Genomic DNA, 25,854 nt, shown 5'->3' on the forward strand with positions numbered 1-25,854 from the left:
AGCATAACGTGAAAAAAGTTATTGTAGCCTTCTTGTTGATTTCTGTTTTGATGCGATGTGTATCGAAGGAAAAGCAGATTTTGGGTACCTGGAAAACGGATTCGATTTCGAACTTTGTTAATGGCTTTTCCCATACCAATAATTCTCAGGATGAGCATTGGTCGCATTTTGAGTATACCAAAGATGGGGTTGTTTTTGAACGCCGGAAGGACGAATTCAGGAAGTATAATTACAAAATTATAAAATCTGATTCGCTCGTATATCTGGATTCGGCCGGTACTTTTTTGAATGGATACAAAATTCTGAAACTGGACAATGATCAGCTTGTGTTGAAAAAACTTCAAAAACCATATCTTCCCGGCAAAAACCAGGAATTATACGAAATACGCTTTTTTTCTAAAATAACCTCCGATAGTGCTGCATCCAAATGACCCGAAAACTGATCTTACTTTTCATAATTAGCATTGCGCTGTTTACCTGTAAAAAAAAGAATCAGGATACTTTATTTGAGTTGCTTCCTTCCGGCGAAACCGGGATAACTTTTTCCAACAATTTAAAAGAGGATGAAAATCTCAACATCCTCACCTACGAATATTTTTACAACGGCGGCGGTGTCGGAATTGGCGACATCAACAATGACGGCTTGCAGGATGTTTTCATGGGCGGAAACATGGCAGAAAGTCGTCTCTATCTCAACAAAGGCAATTTAAAATTTGAAGATATTACTGGGAAATCAGGAATAAAACTTTCCGACAGCTGGGCTCGCGGAATATCGATGGTCGATATTAATGCTGATGGCCTTCTGGATATCTACGTTTGTAGGGCTGGGCCGCAATTGGCTGGGCCGCAAAAGCTGAATGCAACTTTCATACCCCGCCCTAATTTATTATACATCAATCAGGGAAATAACACATTTGTTGAAGAAGCGAAAAAGTATGGTTTGGATTACTCCGGCAACACGACCCAGGCTGCGTTTTTCGATTATGACAAAGATGGTGATCTGGATGTATTTTTGGTTGTAAATGTCATGGAGCGCAAAGGTCCAAATGTTATCCGCCCGAAACGGACGGATGGTTCAGCATTAAGTACTGATAAATTATATAGGAATGATGGTAAAATTAATGGTCAGATAAAATTCACCAATGTTTCCACAGAGGCAAATATCCTTACCGAAGGTTTTGGTTTGGGTGTTTCTATCGTCGATGTGAATGAAGATAACTGGCCGGATGTGTATGTTTCCAATGATTATTTGTCGAACGATCTGCTCTATATCAACCAAAGAAACGGGACTTTTAAAAACGAGATAACCGATTATTTCCGTCACCAGAGTTATTCAGCCATGGGTAATGATGCGGCTGATATTGACAACGACGGACTTGTGGATTTTGTAACGCTCGATATGCTGCCTGAAGGAAATATCCGCCGGAAAAACATGTTCGGGCTGATGAATTATGACCGTTTTCTTTCTGAACAACGCATGGGTTATCAGCCACAGTTTATGCGTAATACCTTGCAGCATAACAATGGAAATCGCCCGGGAACTAACCATCCTTTTTTTAGCGAGATAGGAAGATATTCAGGCATACAGGCGACGGATTGGAGTTGGAGTGCTTTATTTGCCGATTATGACAATGACGGAAAACGCGATTTAATGATTACCAACGGTTATCCGAAAGACATTACGAACCGCGATTTTGTGATTTACCGGATGGCCCAATACCAGCAGCAAATCCAATCAGGAAATCTGGATAATGCGCCGACAGTTCAGGCATTGAAAGAAGTTGAAGGTGCTCATGTTGCTAATTATTTGTTTAAAAATAACGGCGATCTCACTTTCAAAAACCAATCAGAATCCTGGGGTTTCGATAAGCCCTCTTTTTCAAATGGTGCCGCCTATGCAGATCTGGACAATGACGGTGATCTGGATTTGGTAATAAACAACATTGATCATGAAGCTTTTGTCTACAAAAATCAATCTGAAAGACTTCCGGATCATCACTATCTGCGAATCAAATTAAACGGCACAAAGGAGAATCCTTATGGATTTGGAACAAAAGTGACAGTTTATACTAAAAGTGAAAAACAATTTATTGAGCATTCTCCCTACCGCGGATATCAGTCGACCGTTGAAAACACGCTGCATTTCGGACTTGGAAAAAATAAAAAAGTTGATTCAATCCGGGTAGTTTGGCCGGATAACCAAACACAATTGTTGACCAATATTTCAGCTGATCAGATTTTAAAACTGGAACATGATAAAGCGTCTGTCAATCAGAAAAATAATCCGATAATACCAAAACCCCTTTTTCAGGAAGTTTCGGATGCGTTGGGGATTCTTTACAAACACAAAGAAGAATTATATATTGATTTCAAAGTACAGCCCCTTTTACCACATTTACTATCACAAAACGGGCCGGGCATTGCAGTTGGCGATATTAATGGGGACGGTCGTGAAGATTTTTATATTGGTGGGGCATTCCGTCATTCCGGAAGTTTTTTTGTTCAAAATGCGCAGGAAAAGTTTGTCGAAAAACCACTGACCAAAGACCAAAAATTCGAAGAAGATATGGGTTCACTGCTTTTTGATGCGGATCAGGATGGCGATCTGGATTTGTTTATCGTCAGCGGCAGCAGTGAATTTCCGATTGATTCAAAATATTATCAGGACCGGCTTTATTTGAATGACGGGAAAGGAAATTTCAAACTCGATTCATCTCTTTTACCTGTTAATACAACCAGCGGTTCTTCGGTTAATGCTGTTGATTTTGACAAAGACGGGGATCTGGACTTATTCACAGGCGGAAGACTGACACCCGGCCAATATCCAACTTCCCCTAAAAGCTCCATACTCAGAAATGATCTTGGAAAGTTCACAGATGTAACTGACCAAATTTGTCCTGAATTGAAGAATATTGGTATGGTCACCACTTCACTCTGGACAGATTTTGATCATGATGGCTGGATAGATCTGATTTTGGCGGGGGAATGGATGCCTTTAACCTTTTTGAAAAACAAAAACGGAAAGTTTATTAACATAACCAGTTCGACAGGCTTGACCAATACGAATGGCTGGTGGAGTAGCCTTGTCGCAGGAGATTTTGATGAAGACGGTGATATGGATTATGTTGCCGGAAATGTGGGTTTAAATTCAGAAGAACGTCCGTCAGCGACCAAACCGCTTACAATGTTTGCCAAAGATTTTGACAAAAGCGGAACGATGGATCCGGTTATATTTCGGTATACCGGCGAAAATTTATATCCTATCCATCCGCGTGACGAAATGACAAGCCAGATGAATTTCCTCAAAAAGCGCTTCGTTTATTATGGCGATTATGCCAAAGCGGAGATAAAAGATATTTTCTCGAAGGACGAACTTAAAAATGCAATACAACTTAGCTGTGAAGAAATGCGCAGTGTTTTTTTAGAAAATCTTGGAAACGGAAAATTCAGGATTAAGGCACTTCCAATTACCGCACAGCTTGGACCTATTTATGGAATTTTAGCCGGAGATTATAACCAGGACGGGCATCCGGACTTGTTATTGACAGGTAATTCCTATGCACCGGAATCTATCAGCGGGCGACTGGATGCATTTAATGGGTTACTTCTTCAAGGAAACGGCAAAGGTAATTTTTTACCAATTTCGCCTGCAAATAGTGGATTTTTGGTTGAAGGTGATGGAAAAGGTTTGGCGGAGTTATCTTTGAATAATGGAAGAAAACTAATTCTGGCAGCGCAGAATAATGATATGCTCAAAACATTTATCTCGGATAAAACCGATCAAAAAACCATAAGACTAAAACCATTACCGACGGATCAATGGGCAGAAATCAGCTTTAAAGATAGTCGTAAAAAAAGACATGAATGGCATTATGGTGCGGGATATTTGTCACAATCATCACGGACTTTGGTAATCCCGAGAGATAATATTGCCGGTATTAAAATTTTCAATTCAAAAGGAGTATCCCGGACCATTGATATCCAAAAACTATAATAATGAATCTTATCCAACCAAAACCCTGACTTTCTTAATTCTCTTTTTATCAGCTGATTGAACTTTGAAAGTAATACCACGGTGCGTCGCAATTTCTCCTGTTCGTGGTAATCTTGAAAAAAGTTCAAGTAAAAGGCCGGCAAGCGATTCGCTGTTTCCGCGTACTTCATCAAAATAATCCGATTCCAGATTAAGAATTCTACATAAGTCGTTGATCAAAACCATACCTTCAAAAACGTACGTATTTTCATCGACTTTGGTATAATTCACTTCATCTTCTTCATCGTATTCATCATTAATATCACCAAAGATCTCTTCAATAATATCTTCCAAAGTAATCAAACCACTCGTTCCACCGTACTCATTAATTACAATAGCCATATGTACCCGACGGCTCTGAAAATCTTTCATCAGATCATCCAGTCGCTTACTTTCCGGGATCAGGTAAGGAACACGAAGTAGTTTTTGCCAGTTGAAATGTTCGTTATGATGTAAATGAGGGAGCAGGTCTTTTACATTTAAAATACCTTCCACGCTATCCAGCGTATCTCTGTAAACAGGCACTCGTGAATATCCGGATTTATTGATTTTATCCATCAATTCATGAAAATTCAATTCAATGTCGAATGCGTTAATATTCATACGCGGCTGCATGGCTTTTCTCGCATTGGTCTGACGGAAATTTGCCAAGCCTCTCAACAGATCCGTTTCCTCTTCGCTTTCTGCTTTTGCTTCGAGTCTTTCCGTAGAAATTTCAGAACCTTCCGGTGTTAAAATTCCAAAAACATAGCCCAGTTTCGTTATAGGTTTGGTTAATGGCTCACAGACTTTTATAATAAAATGTGTGATTCCAGCAATCTTGGGAATAAATTCTACCGCATTACGCGCTGCATAAAAGCGAATAATAACATCCAGCCAAATCCAGAAGGCAAGTGATCCAAGAGAAATCCAGTGAAAAATGGTTTGGTCGTTATGCTGAACCTGAAGCCAGGTAAATCGTGCTGCAAGTAATAAAGCGAGCAATGTAACGCCGCGCTGGATAATGGAAAGGGCAAGTTGCTGAATGCGGGTTGGTATATAACCTTCGGAAACTCCTTTTCGCTCCCAGGGATTTTCCATCGCGCCGGCTGTTGCGTAAGAAGCTCTTATCCCGGAAAGAAAAAGAGAAACAGCCAGAAGTATGAAGACAAGAATTAATTCGTAAACGGCAAATTCATCAATAGGTATGACCATCCCGGTCAAGACAGGAAGCGCACTTTTAACGGGATAAAACATCCCCGTACGCTTTCGGGACAACGGATCGTCACTGTCGGCAGTTTCTTTCACAAAGAGTAAGAAAAGTTCATAATAAACCTTGCGGATCCACATGCGGAATTTAAGCCTGTGGCGCAATGCAATATAAGAATTCTATCCAAAATTAGTATTGTCAATTTAGACACATTTTTAAATTAACATGTTTTTTGGATAGAATTCCTTTAAATATTAGAATGGTAAGTCGTCATCATCATTTCCTGCTGCCATGGATGGCGGAATCGGGTCAGAAGATCTTGGTGCCTGGTTTTGTTTCGGAGCGGATGATTGCGCATAATTTGGAGTGCCCTGATTATTATTTTCCCCGCCGGCATTGTTAGGTCCGCCCAGCAAAGTCATGCTGTTTGCGCGGATCGTTACGCCGGATTTCTGAACACCTTCCTTATCTGTCCAGTTATCCGTACGGATTCTACCTTCTATATATACAGAATTACCTTTTTTAAGATATTTCTCAGCAACTTTCGCAAGTCCTTCCCATAATTCAATACGGTGCCATTCGGTATTTTCTACCTTTTCACCGTTCTTATTTGTGTAAGAATCAGTTGTTGCAATACTGAATTTTGCAACCGCCGAACCGCTCTCCAGATATCTGACTTCCGGATCGCTCCCTAAATTTCCAATAAGGATTACTTTGTTAACTCCTGCCATGATTTTGTGCGTTTGTGATGATTGTGGATAATTAAATTCAATATACCGGATATTAGTTCAAATATGCAAATTCAAATTTCGCATAAATATTGTGATGACCATTTCCAGTATTCTGAATCATTTTTCATACATCCTGCTCACTGATTTTTCCTGTAATTTTATTTTTCAGAATCAATTTGTTCCGTCCGTCGTGCGTCACTTCCTGTTTGATCAGATAATGTTCTTCATCATATTCAACATAATTTGAAGGTTTGGTAACGCCTTCCTGTCCACGCCAAACAGGGAGTTCGACTTTCTCCCACAACTTGGTTTTTGAAGAACGATAGGCGGCATCAATCACCGCATTCACGACATAACCGTCATAGAAAGTTTCGGCCGCATCACGCCCTTCTTCTGCCGCATTAAACATATCCGTGAACATGTGATTGTAACCCAGATCATTTACTTCATCTCCAACCGGAAAAAGCCAGCCGCTTTTACTTTCCGCTTTTTCTGCAACATAATCACCGCCGCTTCCGGAGGTGTACATTTCAAATCCCGTGCGAAGGAAATTATTGATCCAGATTGTCCCTTCGGTTCCCATCACTTCATCACGCAAATCCATACCCCCCCGGAATGTCCAGCTTACTTCAAATTGGCCTATTGCTCCATTTTCATATTTCACCAAAGCAATGGCATGATCTTCTGCATCAATCGGTTTTACCTGCGTATCTGCCCAGCACATGACTTCCACCGGCCGAATATCTTTGCCAATAAAATTCCTTGAAATTTCGATGCAATGGCAACCCAGATCCAGAATACAACCGCCGCCTGCCTGCTCAATATCCCAAAACCATTCACTATGCGGGCCAGGATGTGCCTCTCTGGATTTTGCCCAGATAATTCTGCCCAGTGCTCCGGTTTTAACACTTTCCAGTGCCTTTAAAAATTTCGGACTGTAACAAAGATCTTCCAGATAACCGGCAAAAATCCCGGCTTCTTCCACCGCTTGCATCATACGAAGCGCCTCGTCGGCGTTTCTTCCCAAAGGCTTTGTGGAAACAACGGCCTTTTTATGTTTTGCACAAAGCATCACGGCCTCTTCGTGAAGATTATTTGGCAGTGCAATACACACCATATTAACACTCGGACTGGAAATAATCTCTTCCATACTTATGGACCAGAAATCACAACCATAATCATCCGCGAATTTCTTCGCACTTTCTTCCCGACGCGCATAAATTGCAACAACCCGGTCGCGGCCGCGCTGGCCATGAATGGATTCCGCATAAAAACGTCCGATAAATCCGGACCCGAGCATGGCTATTTTTTGCATAAGGATTCATTGGGTTAGGTGAATTGGTGTCTGGAAATCAAACCTTCGAAACTAAATAATATTTCGGTGCTCTGCACCTTGGAAATCTTTGACCTCATTCAGCTACAATTATTGCGGTACTCTGTACCTATGACCGCGGTAGGTACAGAGTACCCAACTATTTGTAACAATAAATAATCTCTACAACTACAATTACTGCGGCACTCTGTACCTGGGACGAAAAGGTGCAGAGCACCACAATATTTGTAGTAACCAGTGATATGATATGAATGGCCCAAAGGTGCAGAGCACCGTAATAATTTATTTATTCATATTTTCTCAATTCCTTTTGCTTCTTGTTCCTATCCTCGGCTTTCAAAGCTGTTACATTCCGTTCAATACTCGGATGATTTGGAAAGATGTCATTTCGAAAATAGATTTCACACGAATGCCCGAATTCTCAGGAATAAATTACGGCAACATTCGTGGAAAATATGTGTATTAGTAGCAAGAAAGATTACAAAAACAATTCTTCTTTTAAAACTGTATCCATTAAAATAGGTTTCGGCAATTCCTCCACTTCATTACGGGCATAAAATGCCATATCCTCCGGCAGATTTAAAACCTCATCTTCCGGAATCGTAATCCACCAGAATCTTACTGTTAATCTTTGATGCGTTAATAAATGCGTGTATTCTTTCAGAACCTGGCGAATTGTTCCTTTGTTTTTCCAGTCTTCAAGAAAAACGTCTTTTGTCAAATCATCAGGCGTGTTAATATCAGATGGCGATTCTACTAAATAAAAATCATAAAGTCCTTTCCAGATATCCTTTTTGAGCCGCTCATGCATTGCCAGACTATTTCCTTTTTGCAAAATGAAATAGTTGAAATACCGGTTTTTCACAGCATTCTTTTTCATCTTGACAGGCAGCTTGTTCTGCATATTGAATTCATACGCGTAACACATATAAGTAAAAGGGCAAACAGAACAATTAGGTGAAACGGGCACACATTGCAAGGCCCCGAACTCGATCATAGCCTGATTATATGTTGCAGGATCTTCCTGTGAAATAATCTGTTTAGCGAGATTAGTGAATTCATTTTTTGCACCGGAACTTAGTATATCCGTAAAAATTCCAAAAAGACGTGACATCACCCTGTACACATTTCCATCGATAGCCGGCACAGCCTCGTTAAAAGCAAAAGATGCAATGGCTGCGGCAGTGTAGGCCCCTAAACCTTTGAGTTTTGCAAGTTTAACAGCACTTTCAGGAAACTTCCCCTCCCATTCTTCGACAATATGCCTGGCGGTATGATGCATGTTTCTGGCTCTGGAATAATAGCCCAAACCCTGCCATAATCTCAGCACATCCCGCTCATCCGCAGCAGCCAGATCAAATACTGTCGGATAGTTAATCAGAAACTTTTCATAATACGGAGTTCCCTGAGCCACACGTGTTTGTTGCAGAATTATCTCCGAAAGCCAAATTTTATATGGGTCAGTGGTTTGTCTCCAAAGAAGCGGACGATGGTTTTGGAGATACCAGGATTTCAGTTTTGCGTTAAATTCAAGTAGTTGTAAATGATCGGGTAGCATAACGTTTTGACTTATATACACTGTTTTTTAACCAATTAGAAAAAAAATGAAAATGCTAACCTTTTAAATTATGGTAAAATTACCCTACCTTTGTGTTCCCAAAATTTGGAGGAGGAAATAAATAAACGAAATAATATCCACTTAAAGTAAATAATCAAAGTGACTAAGGCAGACGTAATCGCACAAATTTCCGAGAAAACAGGTGTAGACAAGGGCGATGTTCAACAAACGCTAGAATCGTTTTTCACTGTTGTGAAAGACTCGCTTGCAGAGGGTGAAAATCTATATGTTAGAGGTTTTGGTAGCTTTATCAATAAAAAGCGTGCCCGTAAAGTAGCTCGTAATATCTCTCAAGGAACTTCAATGATCATTGACGAGCATTTTGTACCAAGCTTCAAGCCAGCAAAAGTTTTTGTTGAACAGGTGAAGGTAAGTGACAAATTGAAAGATCTCGCTGAAAAATAATTTGCCTTAATTAGGTTTGATTAAAACAGTATGAAAAAGTCTATAATTCTTTCTTGTGTATTGGCGTTGGCCCTGGTTGGAACTCTTTACAGTCTTCCGAAGGTGGTTGTGAATACAAAAGCAAAAGAAGTGGACACCGAGAAGAGTCAGGCTGCAAAAGCGCCAGGTGCTAGGGCACCAGCTACTCCGGCATCCGAAACTCCCTCAAACATGCATGATGGAGCCACTTTATCCCCGGAACAACAAAAAACCGTTGATTTGCAGAGAAGTGGCTTCAATCAGGCAACCGGAAAAGACAAAATAGCTGCCGGATTAAAATTGTCTGACACATTTGCCAAACTTCAAAAGTTTGACAGTGCCGCCAGTTATGCGGAGAAAGTAGCACAGCTGGCTCCTTCTGTTGAGAATATCACAAAAGCTGGTGACCGTTATTACGAAGCATACGGATTTGCCGTTGATGACGCCAAAGCGAAAAGCCTTGGTAACAAAACGCGCGAATTTTATGGTAAGGCAATTGAAAAAAATCCTGGTCTGCTGGCTGCAAAAGCCAATATGGCCATGACATATGTGAACACAGAAAACCCGATGCAGGGAATTTTGATGTTGCGCGAAGTTTTGGATACGGATCCAACAAATGAACTAGCTTTGTTTAATCTTGGTATTCTATCTATGCGTTCGAATCAATATGCAAAAGCAGCGGACAGATTCAGACAAATTTTGACGAATAATCCTGCAAATACGAAAGCAAAATTCTACCTGGGATTGACACTTGTTGAACTGGGGAACAAAGATGAGGCCCGTAAAGTATTGGCGGAAGTAAAAAAAGAAGAGAAGGATCCTGTTATCCAACAGGCGCTTATCGAACTTCAGGAGCGTCTTGACAATTAAATAAGTAAAACAATTATTTTTTATTATATAAACGACATAAATTTATGCCTTGCGGAAAGAAAAGAAAGAGACATAAGATTTCCACTCACAAGAGAAAGAAACGTCTTAGAAAAAATAGACATAAGAAGAAATAATTGATGTATGACCGGATCTCTATCAAATTGATCCGGTCATATTATCACTTACGATATATATGTTGCCTGTCTTTCAATGTAAAGCAGGAGGTCGAGTATTAACTTTATATAGCCATTTGGTTGGTTGAACATTGAGTAACGAATTACTAATAAATTCTACTCAAAAGGGAGAACGTATTGCCCTTTTGCAAGATAAACGTCTGTTAGAATACCACGTCGAAACACCGGATCAGAGCTTTACCGTTGGTGATATTTACCTTGGTACTGTGAGAAAACTGGTGCCTGGGCTTAATGCCGCATTTGTAGACGTAGGTTTCGAAAAAGATGCTTTTTTGCATTATCTGGATCTAGGTCCTAATATTAACTCGCTCAACAAATTAACCAAAGATGTAATTTCGAAAAGGGCTAATTCCGGGAAGTTGAATAACTTCAAAATGGAGCCTGAAATCGAAAAACTTGGCAAGATTGATAAAGTACTTTCCAAAAACCAGGCTATTCTGGTTCAGATCGTAAAAGAACCAATTTCAACAAAAGGTCCCCGCCTGTCTTGTGATATTTCTATCGCAGGCCGTTATATCGTTCTGGTTCCTTTCTCAAATTCAGTTAACCTTTCTAAAAAGATTACTGACAAGCAGGAAAGAACACGTTTGCAGAGACTGATGTCTTCCATCAAACCAGCCAACTTCGGTGTTATTATCCGTACTGTTGCCACTGGAAAAGATGTAGACGAACTGAATAAAGATCTTCAGGATTGTCTTGACAAATGGGAAAATGGTATCAAAATACTGCGTGATGCCAAGCCACGCGACCGTGTGATCGGTGAAATGAACCGTGCTTCTTCGATTATCCGTGATATGTTGAACGAATCGTTTGACAGCATTACAGTGGATTCAAAAGAAGTTTATGAGGACATAAAAGCCTATATCCACAACATTGCGCCGGATAAAGAAAGTATCCTGAAATTGCATAATGGCAAGAACAAGATATTTGAACAATTCGGTTTAGAGAAGCAAATTAAATCACTTTTTGGCCGTTCGGTAAGTTTGCCAAACGGTGGTTATCTGATCATTGAACATACAGAAGCTTTGCACGTTATCGACGTGAACAGTGGAAATAAGTCCAATTCCGAAGAAGATCAGGAAGCTACTGCGCTCAGTGTAAACATTGAAGCAGCGAAAGAAATTGCCCGCCAATTGCGCCTTCGCGATATGGGTGGAATTATCGTTGTCGATTTCATTGACATGAAGAAGGCGGAAAACAAGCGCGTTCTTTTTGACATGATGCGGGACGAAATGAAAGGTGACCGTTCAAAATATACGGTTCTTCCGCTTTCGAAATTCGGGTTACTGCAAATCACACGTCAGCGTGTAAGACCCGAAATGAATATTGTTACCCGCGAAACCTGCCCGACTTGCGGCGGTACGGGAACGATCCAGGCAAGTATTCTGGTAACAGATATTATTTTGTCGAATCTGGATTATATTCTTTCAAAACAAAATGAACGTGGTATCACCATCGCGCTTCATCCGTTTATTCATGCTTATTTCACGAAAGGAATAATTTCTGAACAGGTAAAATGGCTTTTCCAATACAAAACCTGGGTGAAACTGATTAAAGATACGTCACTTGGTGTTATCGATTTTAAATTCCATAACAAGTATGGTGAGGAAATTGAGATTGTTCCGGGAAGCTAAATTGGCAGTCGGCTGTCGGCAATCAGCTTTCGGCTTTGGCTCGGTGTAAGTTTTTGGCAATTCTGTTACTTTCCTTTCCAGGTTGGAGTTCGTTTTTCTTTGAAAGCGGCTGTGCCTTCTTTTGCGTCTTCGGATTTTAGGAGTTTATCCAATTGAGCTTTAAGATAGTTATGGCGATTGTTTTCCGCTATATCTGATAAATTTTGAAGTGTTTCCATTCCTGATTTAATAGCGTAGGGAGCATTTAAACAAATTTGATTAGCTAGATTATTGACTTCGTTTTCAATAATTTCTTTCTCTGCAATTTGGGTGACCAAACCGAAATTCATTGCCTCTTCCGCCGAATAACTTTTCCCGGTTATTGACATTTCCAGCATTTTTCTTTTTGGGATAATTTCTAGTAATGACGCCATCACCTGCATTGGCCATATTCCTCTTTTTACTTCGGGTAAACTAAAATTTGCCTCTGGTATACTCACTACAAAAGTACATCCACAGACAATCAAAAAACCTCCTGCAAAGACAGACCCTTCCACTTGAGCGATACATGGTTTATGTAAATTCGCAAAAGCATCACCAAGTCTTATTTCTTCTATTGGTTCAGGAAGTGTTTGATTTTTTTGATCTGCTGTTGAATCGTGAAAAGCGTTAAGATCCGCACCAGCACAGAAAACAGTACCTTCTGCTTTGATAATAACGCAACGAATTTCATGCCGGTTTTCCGCATAAGCCAATGCAAATGCAATTTCACTTGCCATTGTTGGCGTGAAAGCATTTCGCTTTTCCGGCCGATTTAGGATTATTTCAACAACATGTCCTTTCAAAGAAGTTTTGATATACAGAAACCGTACTGTATCAAATTTTTCAATATCTTCTTCTTTGAAAAAAAGCATAATAGGCAAATATTAAGGTGAAACTATTTAGTCACAACTTCTTCCAGCATACTGATATATTGCAGAATACCAGCTTCGATTTCATGGAAATAAATAAATTCGTTGGCGGTATGTGAACGCTCCGAGTGTCCCGGGCCCATTTTCAAAGACGGACAATCCAGCAATGCCTGATCGGAGGTGGCCGGGGAGCCATAAGCAGTTCTGCCTCTTTTTAAGCCTGCCTGAACAATCGGATGTTCCATCGGAATACTCGAAGGGCGCAGGCGAATCGAACGCGCACTAACTTCCGACTGAATATTTTCCTGGATCACTTCAATGATTTCTTCCAGAGTATATTGATCCGTTGCCCGAACATCAACTGTAAAAACGCAGGTATCCGGAACAACATTATGCTGCGTCCCGGCATTGATGATCGTAACCGACATTTTTATTGGCCCCAAAGTCGGGGAAACTTTTGGGAATTTATAATTCCGGATCCAATCTATATCCTGAATGGCTTTATAAATCGCGTTATCCCCTTCTTCTCTCGCCGCGTGTCCTGACTTTCCATTAGCAGTGCAATCCAGTACTAGCAAACCTTTTTCCGCTACTGCCAAATGCATTTCCGTTGGTTCGCCAACAATCGCAAAAGCTATTTCCGGAAGTTCAGGAACAACAATTTCCAAACCTTCCTTCCCTGAAATTTCCTCTTCTGCTGTGGCAGCAATCACGATATTGTAAGTTAAATCTTCGCGATTATAGAAATAACAAAAAGTAGCAATCAACGAAACCAGACAACCACCTGCATCATTACTTCCCAAGCCAAAAAGCTTATCATCTTCAACCAAAGCCTGAAAAGGATCCAGTGTCCAGGATTTATTTGGTTTTACCGTATCGTGGTGAGAATTTAAAAGAACAGTAGGTTTTGCGGGATCAAAATATCTATTGTAAGCCCAGATATTATTTTTTTTTGTCTGAAAAGGAATCTCTTTTTGTCTGAAAAAATCCTGGATCAACGCAGCTGTATGTTCTTCCTCCCTACTAAATGAAGGTGTTTCAATCAGTTTTTTTAGTAAAGAGATTACTTCCTGCGTAAGTTGTTGGATATCTTCAGAATCAGTTATGGAGGACATATTTGGGTTTTCTGGTACAACAATATCTTGGGCAAAGGTATAAAAAAGGAATTACAAGAGTGACCTTTCAATCTGAGCACGTCAAATCTCTTTGAACCTATAACATTTTGTTCAATAGTTGTGTTATGATAATAAACTTTCGACACAAAGGTCTGAGGCTATTGTATGAAAAGGATGATCCTTCTAAATTACAACCTCACCATATTGAAAAGATTAGACGAATTCTTTATCGCCTGGATGAGTCGTTCAGTATTGAAGATATGAACCAGATCGGTTGGGGACTTCATGAACTTACAGGAAATTTGAAAGGTTTTTGGTCTGTTAAGGTTGATAAAAATTTTAGAATTATATTTAGACTGGAAAACGGGATTGTGTTTGACGTCGACTATATCGACTACCATTAATAAAGGTTATATATGATCAATCGAGGCATGAAACCTCCACATCCAGGATCCATGATTCGGGATATTATGGAAGGAATAAAAGAGGAGACTGGAAATACTTTGACAATTACTACTGTCGCAAAAGGACTGGGCGTAACAAGGAGCACTGTTTCATCAATTTTGAATCAACGTCAGGGAATAAGCTCAGAAATGGCGATCAGATTATCTGAGGCATTTGGTTCATCGCCTCAATTTTGGGTAAAATTGCAATCAGACTATGATTTGTGGCACGCGGAAAAGAAAGTGAACAAAAGTGAAGTGAGACATTTCTTGTCACCACGAACATTAGAATCTGCGTAGTGACAAGAAACAATATTACGCTCTAATTTGCCCGTCACCCCTCACAACCCATTTTTCAGTCACCAGTTTTTCCAAAGCAAAAGGCCCACGGGCGTGTAGTTTTTGTGTTGAAATTCCAATTTCAGCACCCAAAGCGAAAACGCCGCCATCTGTAAAACGCGTTGAGGCATTGGCATATACCGCAGCTGCATCAACTTCATTTAAAAACTTTTCAATCGCGGCAGCATCTTTTGAAATAATCGCTTCGGAATGACTTGATGAGAAATTATAAATATGATTAATTGCCGCATCTAATCCATCGACAATTTTAATCGAGCATTTATAATCAAGAAATTCTCTTCCAAAATCTTCCGGTTCCGCTTTTTGTAAAAATGGATATTCTGCTTTTTGAAGAATATCAAAAGATGTTTCGTCTGCAAAAACTTCAATGTTCCAATTTATAAAATCCTCTTTTAGCGTTGGTAAAAACGCAGCAGCAACTTCTCTGTCTACTAAAACTGTATCAAGCGCATTACAAGCCGATGGACGGGACACTTTTGCATTTACAACAATATTTTTCGCCTTTTCTAGATCAGCTGTTTTTTCTACATACGTATGACAAACACCAGCACCTGTCTCGATGGTTGGTACCAGAGAATTTTTACGAACAAACTGGATAAGTCCTTCTGAACCGCGAGGAATAATGATATCCACGTATTTTGTCGCAGTCAAAAGTTCATTGACAAATTTCCGGTCAGTCGGCAAAAGCATCACCGCAGCTTCATCAATTCCCATTTCAGCCAGACTTTCATGGATTAAACCTACAAGATATGTATTTGAAAAATGTGCTTCTTTTCCACCTTTCAAAACGCAGGCATTTCCTGAACGCAGACACAGAGATGCTACATCAAGTGTAACATTCGGCCTGGATTCATAAATAACGCCAACTACGCCAAGCGGAACAGTCAATTTTTGTAATGACATTCCCTGCTCTATTGTTTTTTCCAACAAAACTTCTCCCGTCGGATCCGGCAAAGCGGCCACATCACGTAAACTTTGGGCTAAATCAATAATCCTTTTTTCATTCAAAAGCAGTCGATCTTTCTTGGGGTCGGCATCATCCATCAATACCAGATCCTTTTGGTTTTCTGAGATGATATTGGCCTTATTTGCCAAAACTTTTTCTGCCAAAGCATTAAGCAAGTCTGCTCTCTGTTTGTTAGATAATTTCCGAACCGCCACCGAGGCGTCTTTCGTTGCTTTTAAAAGAGGTATTATAGATTCCAGTTCCATTATAATAAAACGATATCGTTGGCGTGTGCCACTTCAAAATTCAATGTTTTCAAATTCACTTTTATAGCACCCGAAGTTTCTCTTGCACGTGCCACTGCGATCATTTCCTGCTCTGGAGAATAAATTTCGATAATCTCTCCCGCTTCAAAATCCCCGGTTACTTCTGTGACACCAACGGCCAATAAACTTTTTCTTTTCAATAATGCCTTGGTTGCCCCTTCATCTACCTGCAATCTGCCTGAAACCAATCCTCCGCTTCCTAACCAACGGTTTCTTGCGGATAATGTACTTTTCTCCGGACTCATTTCCGTACCAGCCTTTCCGTCAAGTGCTTTCAATAGTTCGTCCTGTTGTTTCATTCCAAAAATGAAAACCTTTATTCCCATGCGGGTAGCAAGTTTGGCGAATGTTAATTTGGAAGCCATTCCCCCTAAACCAAGAAAAGATTTATCAGTCCGTACAAATTTAAAAACCTCATTAACATTGGATACGTTCCCGATAATTTTCCCTTCTTCGTCCAGCAATCCGCCAACGGAAGTACAAAACATCAATGTTTCTGCTCCAAAACCGACGGCTAGTAAAGTTGCCAACTCATCATTATCCGAAAATTTCAACTCACGATCACTGACAACGTCATTCTCATTAACAATGGGAATAATATTGTTTTGCCATAATTCTTCAAACGTATTTTTCAACTGCAAAAATTTGTTACGGTTGGCAAAATGCTGACGTTCACAAAGACTCTGCGCAATAAAAATCCCATTGGGTGCGAAATAACTGGCATATAGTCCAACTAATAACGGATTTCCGACAGACGCTGCCGCTTTCCGCTGCGTCATCGTTCCCTTGTAATCATTGATATAAGCTTTTCCGGCCCCCACCGCACCTGAAGAAACGATGATGATGCGATAACTGGGATGAAGCAAAGAAACCTGACGGGCAACTTCCGAAATAATCGTAACATCGGGCTCACCGGAAGGAAGCGTGATAGACGCCGTCCCGAACTTGATAACAAGAATTGGTTTTGACACTTTGAGAATACTTAAAATACTTCTTACGCCAGGAATGGCTTTTCAGGCTAAAATTACTGAGTTAGCCGGTTATTAAAAAGCGGAATGTTTGGGCGGGGAAGTTTGCGACGGATTTAGAAGAAATTTTCTATTTAACTGAAGCGCCTTTTTCAACTTTTCCATATAATCGGTTCGGGGAATTTCTATCGCCCCATATCTTAAAACATTGTCGTTGATAAATTGTGTATCCAGTAACTGATACCCGTTCGCGCGTAGAATTTCTATCAAATAATGAAAAGCAACCTTGGAAGAATTTGGTTCGGTATAAAACATGGATTCTCCGAAAAATACGCCACCTATTGATACACCATATAAGCCACCGACCAGTTTATTTTCCCGGTAAGCTTCCACGCTATGTGCGTAACCAAGCTTATGCAGATTAGTATAAGCAAAAATAATATCGTCAGATATCCAGGTTCCATCTTCCTGGGAACGAGGCGCTGCACAACCACGCATGACACCTTCAAAATCAAAATCAACCCGGATCTCAAAAGTTCTTTTATTAATGACCGGGCGGAGTGACTTGTGAGGTTTGTATGAGTCTATAGGTATAACAGCTCTGGGATCGGGGGAATACCAATAGATTGTTCCATCCTGCTCGGCCATTGGAAAAATTCCATTGATGTATCCGTAAAGAAGATCGTCAGCTGTCAGGGTTGTCATTCCAAAAAATCATTCAAAATCATAAGACCGATGCAAGCTAGAAAATTTGTTGTTATGCCCGAATATTTTTTCCATAGGACGAACTATAAAAATATAATGCATGTTTCTTTCAAGTAACATTTTTTTTTACAAAATTTGCATCCTCTTAGACGGACCAACCAAGTCAAATGAATAGCAACGGCATACATACTGTTCTTCATACTACACCTTTCAGGTTTAGGTCCCCCAGGACCGTCTAACTCTTGTTTACCTATGTGGTAAAACTTCTATCCCCGTCTTTTTTAAATTTTTGAAACGTCCCATCGTAGTTTTCTGGGAATTTAATTTTTGTTTCGAACAATTTTTCGTCAGTACATTCATAAATGAAAAATACCGAAGTAGTAGGCAGTAAGTTTATTGTACAAGCTGCCAATGAAAATCATCTCCATTTTGCCGAAACCATTTGTGCAGAAATGGAAGAGAGTGCCAAAAAACGTGGTACTGGTATAGCAAAACGCTCTCCTGTTTATATCATGGAAAAAATGGTAGAAGGAAAAGCGATTATTGCCACTACTGACACGGGAGAATGGGTAGGTTTTTGTTATATCGAAACCTGGGAACACGGCAAATTTGTTGCCAATTCCGGTCTGATCGTACATCCGAATTTCCGTCAGAGCGGAATGGCAAAAGCGATCAAGCAAAAAGCATTTGAACTTTCACGTAAAAAATACCCTGATGCCAAAATTATTGGTATCACCACCAGCTTGCCTGTAATGAAGATCAACTCCGATCTGGGTTACGAGCCTGTTACTTTCAGCGAACTTCCTGCGGATGACGCGTTCTGGAAAGGCTGTGCGAGCTGTGTAAATTATGATGTACTGAGCCGTACGGGCAGAAAACACTGCTTGTGCACCGGCATGATGTACAATCCTGAAGATCACAAAGAAGTCGAGGCGAAACATGAAAAAGATTCATGGGATTTTTTGAAAGAATCGAGTCTTTACGAGCGCTGGATGCGTATTAAACAACGTATTTTGCTGCGAAGGGAAGAACGTGCCAAAAAGAAAAATGCCGAGGCGATGCTCGTACACTAAGTACAGCACTCATATTATTGATTATTATATCATTCTAAATACCTCGCCCGGCAGCTTTTAAACTCCGATGCGAGGTATTTTTCGTTACTTTGTAATTCCATTTTAATTAACACCAGAATAAAACAATAGAATGTCACAGCCCAAAGTAGTATTAGCGTTTAGTGGAGGATTGGACACCTCATTTTGTGTAAAGTATTTAGCCGAAGACAAAGGCTATGAAGTTTATTCAGTTTTGGTTGACACCGGTGGTTTCACAGAAGAAGACCTTAAAACTATTGAAGCGAATGCCTATTCGTTAGGTGTGAAAAGTCATGCTACTATTTCAAAAACAACAGATTACTACAACGATTGTATTAAATATCTGATTTTTGGTAACGTTTTAAAAAACAATACCTACCCACTTTCTGTAAGTGCTGAACGTGTGTTTCAGGCGGTTGCTGTTGCTGAATATGCAAAAGAAATTGGTGCTACGGCGATTGCGCACGGAAGTACCGGGGCTGGAAATGACCAGGTTCGTTTTGATATGGCGTTCCGTATAATCATTCCGGAAGCTGAAATTATTACACCAATTCGTGACCTAAAACTTTCACGTGAAGCTGAAATTGAGTATTTAACTAAAAAAGGTGTTGGTCGCGAATGGGCTAAGGCTGCATATAGTATCAACAAAGGTCTTTGGGGAACTTCGGTTGGAGGTAAAGAAACTTTGACATCCGAAAAATATCTTCCGGAAGAAGCATGGCCAACGCAGGTTTCCAAAACTGAACCTGAAACGATCACGCTGGAATTTGTCGAAGGTGAATTGAAAGGTGTTGCCGGCGAATCTTTTGAAAACCCGGTTCAGGCAATCCAGAAATTGGCAGCGATTGCGCAGCCATTTGGAATCGGTCGTGATATTCACGTGGGTGATACCATTATTGGCATCAAAGGTCGCGTTGGTTTTGAAGCCGCTGCTCCTTTGATTATCATTAAAGCACATCATACGCTTGAAAAACACGTTTTGAGTGAGCAGCAACTTTACTGGAAAGAGCAACTTTCTAATACTTACGGGACGCTACTTCACAAGGGACAGTTCACGGAACCCGTTATGCGTAACATCGAAGCATTCTTATCTGATACGCAGTCGCATGTAACAGGAAAAGTACACGTACATCTTGCGCCATACCGTTTCTACGTAGAAGGAATTGAATCTCCATTTGATTTGATGTCCTCGAAATTTGGAAGTTATGGTGAAATGAACAATGCCTGGACGGGTGACGATGTAAGAGGATTCTCAAAAGTTGCGTCGAACCAGGTGATGATTTATCAGAAAGTAAGCGAGAGTAATGGTTAATTATTAATGATGGTTTGGAATTCAAACTTTAATAGCATCAAACAATTCCGGTTATGACAATAACAGAACTGCAAAATCAAATTCAGCGCAAGACGTTGGAATTGCCTCCTGATTTACTTCAGGAAGTATATGATTACATGGAATTTATTGTTGAAAAAAAACGGAAGAGATTATTTTCGTCTGATCAGGAATTTCAGAAATGGTGGAAAAACCTCGATAACTTTTCTGATAATTTTATGAAGGATCGTACGCAACCTCCATTAGATAAACTTGAAAATTTGTTTGAATGAAGTATTTGCTTGATACTAATATTATCGCCTACATTATAAATGAACGGCCACCTGAGGTAATTTCTAAATTTCTGTCTTTATCAAAAGATGAAATTCTCGTCTCCTCAATTGTTGTAGCAGAACTATGGTATGGCGTTGCTAAAAGCTACAAAAAAGAGCAGAATAAATCCGCTTTGGAAGAATTTTTAGCTCCTTTGACCATTGTTGATTTTGATTTCACAGCGGCAAAGTTTTATGCGTTAATTCGTGCAGATTTAGAAGCCAAGGGTTTAATTATTGGTTCAAATGATATGTTAATCGCATCACATGCTCTTAGTTTAGGAATTACTTTGGTAACCAATAATACCAAAGAGTTTACAAGAGTTAATGGTTTGAAATTAGAAAATTGGGTGGAATAATGAACAAAATAAACATAGGCATCATTGGTGCCGCGGGGTATACAGGAGGAGAATTATTGAGAATTGTCATAAACCATCCGAATGTAAATATTGCCTTTGCACATAGTAAAAGCCAGATCGGGAAACCGGTTTATGCAACGCATACAGATTTATTGGGTGATACAGAACTGACTTTTTCAGGAGAGGATATCCAAACTTTGTTAAATAAGGAAAGTCTGAATGCGATTTTCTTGTGTTCAGGTCATGGAGAATCGAAGAAGTTTCTGGATGAATATAACGTTCCTGAAATAGTGAAGATCATTGATTTAAGTACTGATTTCCGTGATGAATCAAATGGGTTCACGTATGGTTTACCTGAACTTCAAAAAGAAAAAATAAAGATATCGACCAAAATTGCTAACCCTGGCTGTTTTGCGACGAGTATTGAACTGGCGATATTACCCTTGGCAAATGCTGGTTTGTTGAAAGAAGATGTTCATGTAAGTGCTGTGACAGGAAGTACTGGTGCTGGACAATCACTTAGTGCAACGACACATTTTTCATGGAGAAACAATAACCTGTCGATCTACAAGGCTTTTAGTCACCAACATTTGACTGAAATAAAAATGAGCCTGAAAAAATTGCAGGCTGGTTTTGACAAGGCAGTGAATTTCGTTCCGTATCGTGGTGATTTTACCCGTGGGATTATGGCTAATGTTTACACGCCGTTTTCCGGAACGATTGAAGAAGCGAAAGAATTATATAAAAACTATTATGCTGAACACCCATTTACCCATATCAGCGATTCGCCGATTGATGTAAAGCAGGTTGTCAATACCAATAAATGTTTTATTCATTTGGAAGTACATGACGGGCAATTATTGATCAGCAGTATCATTGATAATTTAACAAAAGGTGCTTCGGGACAAGCAGTTCAAAACCTGAACCTGATTTTCGGATTACCAGAAGATGCAGGATTAAGGTTAAAAGCACCATCATTCTGATATATTAAACGCAGAGTTAAAAGAGCGGCCGCCGCGCGGTAAAGCGCAGAGGACGCTGTATTTTTTATTCTGCGTACTCCGCGTAAAACTCTAATTCCTCTGCGTCTAAACAAATATTACTATGTCTCATTTATTTGATGTATATCCCCTTTACGATATAGAACCTGTAAAAGCTGAAGGAAGTTATTTATGGGATACGAATGGTACAAAATACCTGGATCTTTATGGCGGTCACGCGGTGATTTCCGTTGGACATTGCCATCCGTATTATGTCGATATGTTAAGCAAGCAGCTTCATGCGATTAACTTTTACTCGAATTCAGTAAAAATATCTTTGCAGGAGGAATTGGCTGAGAAACTTGGAGATCTTTCAGGTTATCCGGATTACAAACTTTTTCTTGTGAATTCCGGTGCAGAAGCCAATGAAAATGCTTTGAAGCTGGCCTCATTTCATACAGGCCGTTCAAAAGTTGTAGCTTTCACAAAAGCATTTCACGGACGTACCGCCGGTGCTGTTGCAGCGACTGATAATCCGTCAATCGTTGCTCCTGTGAATTATAATAAACATGTAACCTTTCTTCCTTTTAATAATATTGAAGCATTGGAAGAAGGTATTACTGACGAAGTTTGTGCAGTAATTGTGGAAGGAATCCAGGGTGTTGGCGGGATTCAGGTGAGTAGTGATGAATTTCTTCAGGCTTTACGCAAACGTTGTGATGAAACCGGAGCTGTTTTAATCCTCGATAGTGTTCAGTGTGGTTATGGCCGTACCGGGAAATTCTTCTCGCACCAGTTCAGCGGAATCCATCCGGACCTGATGACAATGGCGAAAGGTATGGGTAATGGTTTTCCAATCGGTGGTGTTTTGATTTCTCCGAAATTCAAGGCGAGTTACGGTTTGCTTGGTACAACTTTTGGTGGAAATCACATGGCGTGTGCTGCGGGAATTGCTGTGCTTGACATTATGAAAAACGAAAGCCTTTTGGATAATGCTTCCGAGATTGGCGAATATCTGATGAATGGTATCAAGGAAATTGGTGGATATAAAGAACTCCGCGGCCGTGGTCTGATGATCGGAATTGAATACGATTTCCCGGTTAAAGATCTTCGGAATAAGTTATTATTTGAGCATAAAATGTTTACGGGTGTTGCAGGGGCGAATACAATTCGGTTATTACCTTCACTTGCGTTAGGGAAAGAAGAAGCTGATTTGTTTTTGGAAGCATTAAGAACAGAAGTAACTAGCCTTTCTTAAACGCAATAGGCGTAATAGGTTTTCGCAATGGACGCAATGGATATTTTGAAAATAGAATTACGAAATAAATCTATTTTTTGCGCTCTATAATCATTTTCCTAACCGCAATGGACGCAATGGATATTTTTGAGAATAGAATTGCAAAACAAATCTATTTTTGTGCTCTGAAAGTGCATAAGACTTTGGGACCGGGTTTACTGGAATCTGCTTATGAGGAATGTCTATATTATGAAATTAAAAAAGAGGGGCTTTTAGTTGAAAAGCAAAAAGCACTTCCTCTTGTATATGAAGATATCAGGCTTGAAGTCGGATATAGAATAGATTTATTGGTGGAGAATTGTGTAATCGTTGAAATAAAAGCTGTTGAAGCATTGAACGATGTGCACGTTGCTCAATTATTAACTTATCTAAAACTAACAAATTGCAAACTCGGACTATTGATTAATTTCAATGTCGCATTAATAAAAAACGGTGTCAAAAGATTGGCAAACGGATTATAATTTATTGCGTCCATTGCGAAAACCATTGCGTCCATTGCGGTTAAATACAACATTAATGAAACATTTCCTTTCCTTTGCCGACGTCTCAGATCTGAATCACCTTATCAACAGTGGGATTGAAACGAAACGTAATCCCTTTGCTGACGAAACACTTGGCAAGCACAAGACCATTGGTTTGATGTTCTTCAATTCGAGCTTACGTACCCGTATCAGTACCCAAAAAGCAGCGACGAATTTAGGCTTGAACGTCATTGTCATGAACGTTGGGCAGGATAGCTGGGGACTTGAAATGGAAGAAGGTGTCATTATGAATGGGACCAAAGCAGAACACGTCAAAGAAGCAGCGGCAATTATGGGTCGCTACTGCAACATCATCGCAATCCGGTCCTTTGCTGAGCTCGAAGATCGTGATAAGGATTATGCTGAAACGGTTTTTCAACAATTCAAAAAATACGCCGAGGTTCCGATCGTAAATTTGGAATCTGCGACTCGCCATCCGCTACAATCTCTCGCAGACTGCATCACGATTGAAGAATTCAAAATTAAAGAACGCCCGAAAGTAGTTTTAACCTGGTTACCCCATTTTAAAGCACTACCTCAGGCCGTAGCAAATTCCTTCTGCGAATGGATGAATCCGATGAATGTAGAATTGGTGATCACACATCCGGAAGGATATGATCTTGACCCGAAATTTGTTGGTAAAGGACAAGTGATCTATGACCAGGACAAAGCCCTTGAAGGAGCCGATTTTGTTTATGGAAAGAACTGGTCGTCCTATACTCATTATGGTCAGGTTTTAACCCAAGACCCTTCGTGGATGATCACAGAGGCTAAAATGGCTTTGACGGACAATGGAAAATTCATGCATTGCCTTCCACTGAGACGTAACATGAAAGTAGCTGATGAAGTACTCGACGGTCCGCGTTCACTTGTAATTGAACAGGCCGCAAATAGAGAATGGTCGGCGCAGGCTGTTTTGAAAGAAATTTTATTAGGTCTGAACGCATAAAACTTTTCATTCCCTGAACTTTGTAGACGCCGGGTATAGTTATATAATTTAATAACGAATCCCGCTGTAAAATATATAATAATGAATACCGAAACGCTGACAACTCCATCTTTATTAAAAGAAAAACCTGTTGGAAAAACAGGCGTTTTGATTGTAAACCTGGGCACTCCGGATAGTCCTTCCGTTCCCGACGTAAGAAAATATCTGCGTGAATTTTTAATGGATGAACGCGTTATCGATATACCCTATCTAAATCGCTGGTTGCTGATTAATTTGATCATAGCACCTTTCCGTGCACCAAAATCTGCCAAAATTTATCGTGAGCTCTGGACGCCGGAAGGATCGCCGTTAAAAATCTACGGTGTGTCTGTTGAGAAAAAATTACAGAAAGTTTTGGGTGATGACTTCGTCGTGAAACTGGCCATGCGCTATCAAAGTCCAAGTATTGAAAATGGTTTGAACGAGCTTAGAAAACTATGTCTTTCTGAAATTATTGTCGTTCCATTTTTCCCTCAGTATGCCTCAGCTTCCACAGGTTCTGTTTATAAGAAAGTAATGGAAGTTGTGAAAGACTGGGAAGTTTTACCAGAAATTAAATTTATCAATCGTTTTCTGGACCATCCAAAATTTGTTGAAGGTTTTGTTAACCTTGGCAAAAAATACATGGCTCAGCGCGAGTATGACCATTTTGTTTTTAGTTATCACGGTATCCCCGAAAGACAAATTACAAAAGGCGATGTCGCTAATTATTGCCAGTTTGGTACTTGCTGTGATACGTTAAACGAAAAAAACCAGCATTGTTATCGTGCGCAATGCTACGAAACAACCCGACTTTTTGTAAAAGGTATGGGAATTCCGGAAGGAAAATATACAGTTGCTTTCCAATCCCGACTTGGAAAAACGCCATGGATTAAACCTTACACGGATGAGCTGATTCCCGAACTGGCAAAAAAAGGTGTGAAAAGTGTATTAGCATTTTCTCCTGCATTTGTTGCTGACTGTTTGGAAACAACCATCGAAGTAGGTGAAGAATATAAAGAAATCTTTGAAAAAGAAGGTGGCGAACACTGGCAATTGGTGGAAAGTCTGAACGATAGTGATATCTGGATTGAGGCATTGGAGGATATGGTTCGGAAGGCTTAATTCTGGTCATAGGTTGTCAAGAAATTGTCATTTGTTGTCAGGGGTTGTCGTGGCTTGATTTGTTGGATAAATATTTCAAATAAATTATAAACAAA

25 protein-coding genes are annotated in these 25,854 nt (G+C 40.0%); 16 read left to right on the plus strand and 9 right to left on the minus strand.

From position 1 onward, the window contains the following. The first annotated feature begins 8 nt into the window (after window positions 1-8). Window positions 9-431 carry a hypothetical protein gene (locus LXL81_RS16785; protein ID WP_234647960.1) on the plus strand — a complete coding sequence of 141 codons (423 nt, stop codon included), beginning with the start codon at window positions 9-11 and terminating at the stop codon, window positions 429-431. Then, a complete protein-coding gene (locus tag LXL81_RS16790) occupies window positions 428-3,994 on the plus strand; it encodes a VCBS repeat-containing protein (RefSeq protein ID WP_234647961.1) in 3,567 nt (1,188 codons plus the stop codon). The genes LXL81_RS16785 and LXL81_RS16790 overlap by 4 nt, the downstream gene beginning before the upstream one ends. Before the next feature lie 9 nt (window positions 3,995-4,003). On the opposite strand, the gene LXL81_RS16795 is transcribed toward LXL81_RS16790, so the two are convergent. The 4 genes from LXL81_RS16795 to mutY all read right to left on the minus strand — a co-directional run bounded on the left by LXL81_RS16795 (window position 4,004) and on the right by mutY (window position 8,844). Continuing rightward, on the minus strand, window positions 4,004-5,362 hold the full coding sequence (locus tag LXL81_RS16795) for a transporter associated domain-containing protein (RefSeq protein WP_234647962.1): 1,359 nt from the start codon (window positions 5,360-5,362) through the stop codon (window positions 4,004-4,006). A gap of 114 nt (window positions 5,363-5,476) precedes the next feature. Next, the gene (locus tag LXL81_RS16800; RefSeq protein WP_234647963.1) at window positions 5,477-5,953 is read right to left on the minus strand and encodes a single-stranded DNA-binding protein; all 477 of its coding nucleotides are present in this window, start codon (window positions 5,951-5,953) and stop codon (window positions 5,477-5,479) included. Between the two features lie 124 nt (window positions 5,954-6,077). After that, the gene (locus tag LXL81_RS16805) at window positions 6,078-7,268 is read right to left on the minus strand and encodes a Gfo/Idh/MocA family protein (RefSeq protein WP_234647964.1); all 1,191 of its coding nucleotides are present in this window, start codon (window positions 7,266-7,268) and stop codon (window positions 6,078-6,080) included. 496 nt (window positions 7,269-7,764) lie between these two features. Beyond that, window positions 7,765-8,844 carry an A/G-specific adenine glycosylase gene (mutY, locus tag LXL81_RS16810; protein WP_234647965.1) on the minus strand — a complete coding sequence of 360 codons (1,080 nt, stop codon included), beginning with the start codon at window positions 8,842-8,844 and terminating at the stop codon, window positions 7,765-7,767. Between the two features lie 159 nt (window positions 8,845-9,003). On the opposite strand from mutY, the gene LXL81_RS16815 reads away from it, so the two are divergent. The 3 genes from LXL81_RS16815 (at window position 9,004) to LXL81_RS16825 (ending at window position 12,025) form a co-directional block, all read left to right on the plus strand. Beyond that, window positions 9,004-9,309 (plus strand): HU family DNA-binding protein, encoded by a 306-nt coding sequence (locus tag LXL81_RS16815; protein WP_090341329.1) that lies wholly within the window; start codon window positions 9,004-9,006, stop codon window positions 9,307-9,309. Between the two features lie 30 nt (window positions 9,310-9,339). After that, window positions 9,340-10,197: a tetratricopeptide repeat protein gene (locus LXL81_RS16820; protein ID WP_234647966.1), complete on the plus strand. Its 858-nt coding sequence runs from the start codon at window positions 9,340-9,342 to the stop codon at window positions 10,195-10,197. A 265-nt stretch (window positions 10,198-10,462) separates the two neighbouring features. Next, the gene (locus LXL81_RS16825) at window positions 10,463-12,025 is read left to right on the plus strand and encodes an Rne/Rng family ribonuclease (RefSeq protein WP_234647967.1); all 1,563 of its coding nucleotides are present in this window, start codon (window positions 10,463-10,465) and stop codon (window positions 12,023-12,025) included. 65 nt (window positions 12,026-12,090) lie between these two features. Here the strand turns inward: LXL81_RS16825 and LXL81_RS16830 are convergent, their stop codons facing one another. Both LXL81_RS16830 and LXL81_RS16835 read right to left on the minus strand, forming a co-directional pair. After that, window positions 12,091-12,918, minus strand: coding sequence for an enoyl-CoA hydratase/isomerase family protein (locus LXL81_RS16830; RefSeq protein ID WP_234647968.1), 828 nt, complete (start codon window positions 12,916-12,918; stop codon window positions 12,091-12,093). Between the two features lie 23 nt (window positions 12,919-12,941). Continuing rightward, complete coding sequence (locus LXL81_RS16835) at window positions 12,942-14,030, minus strand: M20 family metallo-hydrolase (RefSeq protein ID WP_234647969.1); 1,089 nt, start codon at window positions 14,028-14,030, stop codon at window positions 12,942-12,944. Window positions 14,031-14,155: 125 nt separating this feature from the next. Between LXL81_RS16835 and LXL81_RS16840 the strand changes: the two genes are divergently transcribed. Together LXL81_RS16840 and LXL81_RS16845 are read left to right on the plus strand one after the other, a co-directional pair. Next, entirely contained in the window at window positions 14,156-14,434 is a 279-nt protein-coding gene (locus LXL81_RS16840) for a type II toxin-antitoxin system RelE/ParE family toxin (protein WP_234647970.1), read from the plus strand. 12 nt (window positions 14,435-14,446) lie between these two features. Continuing rightward, a complete protein-coding gene (locus tag LXL81_RS16845; protein WP_234647971.1) occupies window positions 14,447-14,773 on the plus strand; it encodes a HigA family addiction module antitoxin in 327 nt (108 codons plus the stop codon). 15 nt (window positions 14,774-14,788) lie between these two features. On the opposite strand, the gene LXL81_RS16850 is transcribed toward LXL81_RS16845, so the two are convergent. The 3 genes from LXL81_RS16850 to aat all read right to left on the minus strand — a co-directional run bounded on the left by LXL81_RS16850 (window position 14,789) and on the right by aat (window position 17,778). After that, a complete protein-coding gene (locus LXL81_RS16850; protein WP_234648344.1) occupies window positions 14,789-16,039 on the minus strand; it encodes a glutamate-5-semialdehyde dehydrogenase in 1,251 nt (416 codons plus the stop codon). 5 nt (window positions 16,040-16,044) lie between these two features. Then, complete coding sequence (gene proB, locus LXL81_RS16855; protein ID WP_234647972.1) at window positions 16,045-17,076, minus strand: glutamate 5-kinase; 1,032 nt, start codon at window positions 17,074-17,076, stop codon at window positions 16,045-16,047. A 72-nt stretch (window positions 17,077-17,148) separates the two neighbouring features. Next, window positions 17,149-17,778 (minus strand): leucyl/phenylalanyl-tRNA--protein transferase, encoded by a 630-nt coding sequence (gene aat / locus LXL81_RS16860; RefSeq protein WP_234647973.1) that lies wholly within the window; start codon window positions 17,776-17,778, stop codon window positions 17,149-17,151. A 362-nt stretch (window positions 17,779-18,140) separates the two neighbouring features. On the opposite strand from aat, the gene LXL81_RS16865 reads away from it, so the two are divergent. From LXL81_RS16865 to hemH, 9 genes are all read left to right on the plus strand, one after another. Next, a complete protein-coding gene (locus LXL81_RS16865) occupies window positions 18,141-18,851 on the plus strand; it encodes a GNAT family N-acetyltransferase (RefSeq protein ID WP_234647974.1) in 711 nt (236 codons plus the stop codon). A gap of 130 nt (window positions 18,852-18,981) precedes the next feature. Continuing rightward, entirely contained in the window at window positions 18,982-20,181 is a 1,200-nt protein-coding gene (gene argG, locus LXL81_RS16870; protein ID WP_234647975.1) for an argininosuccinate synthase, read from the plus strand. 53 nt (window positions 20,182-20,234) lie between these two features. Next, window positions 20,235-20,471, plus strand: coding sequence for a DUF2281 domain-containing protein (locus tag LXL81_RS16875; protein ID WP_234647976.1), 237 nt, complete (start codon window positions 20,235-20,237; stop codon window positions 20,469-20,471). After that, on the plus strand, window positions 20,468-20,869 hold the full coding sequence (locus LXL81_RS16880; protein ID WP_234647977.1) for a type II toxin-antitoxin system VapC family toxin: 402 nt from the start codon (window positions 20,468-20,470) through the stop codon (window positions 20,867-20,869). Before LXL81_RS16875 ends, LXL81_RS16880 begins: the two co-directional genes overlap by 4 nt. Continuing rightward, window positions 20,869-21,852, plus strand: a complete 984-nt coding sequence (gene argC, locus LXL81_RS16885) for an N-acetyl-gamma-glutamyl-phosphate reductase (RefSeq protein WP_234647978.1) — start codon at window positions 20,869-20,871, stop codon at window positions 21,850-21,852. Before LXL81_RS16880 ends, argC begins: the two co-directional genes overlap by 1 nt. Before the next feature lie 121 nt (window positions 21,853-21,973). Further along, window positions 21,974-23,107: an aspartate aminotransferase family protein gene (locus tag LXL81_RS16890; protein WP_234647979.1), complete on the plus strand. Its 1,134-nt coding sequence runs from the start codon at window positions 21,974-21,976 to the stop codon at window positions 23,105-23,107. Window positions 23,108-23,214: 107 nt separating this feature from the next. Continuing rightward, complete coding sequence (locus LXL81_RS16895) at window positions 23,215-23,607, plus strand: GxxExxY protein (protein ID WP_409013918.1); 393 nt, start codon at window positions 23,215-23,217, stop codon at window positions 23,605-23,607. A gap of 55 nt (window positions 23,608-23,662) precedes the next feature. Continuing rightward, window positions 23,663-24,616 carry an N-acetylornithine carbamoyltransferase gene (locus LXL81_RS16900; RefSeq protein ID WP_234647981.1) on the plus strand — a complete coding sequence of 318 codons (954 nt, stop codon included), beginning with the start codon at window positions 23,663-23,665 and terminating at the stop codon, window positions 24,614-24,616. A gap of 81 nt (window positions 24,617-24,697) precedes the next feature. Next, on the plus strand, window positions 24,698-25,759 hold the full coding sequence (gene hemH, locus LXL81_RS16905) for a ferrochelatase (protein WP_234647982.1): 1,062 nt from the start codon (window positions 24,698-24,700) through the stop codon (window positions 25,757-25,759). Window positions 25,760-25,854: the final 95 nt, after the last annotated feature.

The organism is Dyadobacter sp. CY356 (genome assembly GCF_021440195.1).
Lineage (GTDB): Bacteria > Bacteroidota > Bacteroidia > Cytophagales > Spirosomataceae > Dyadobacter.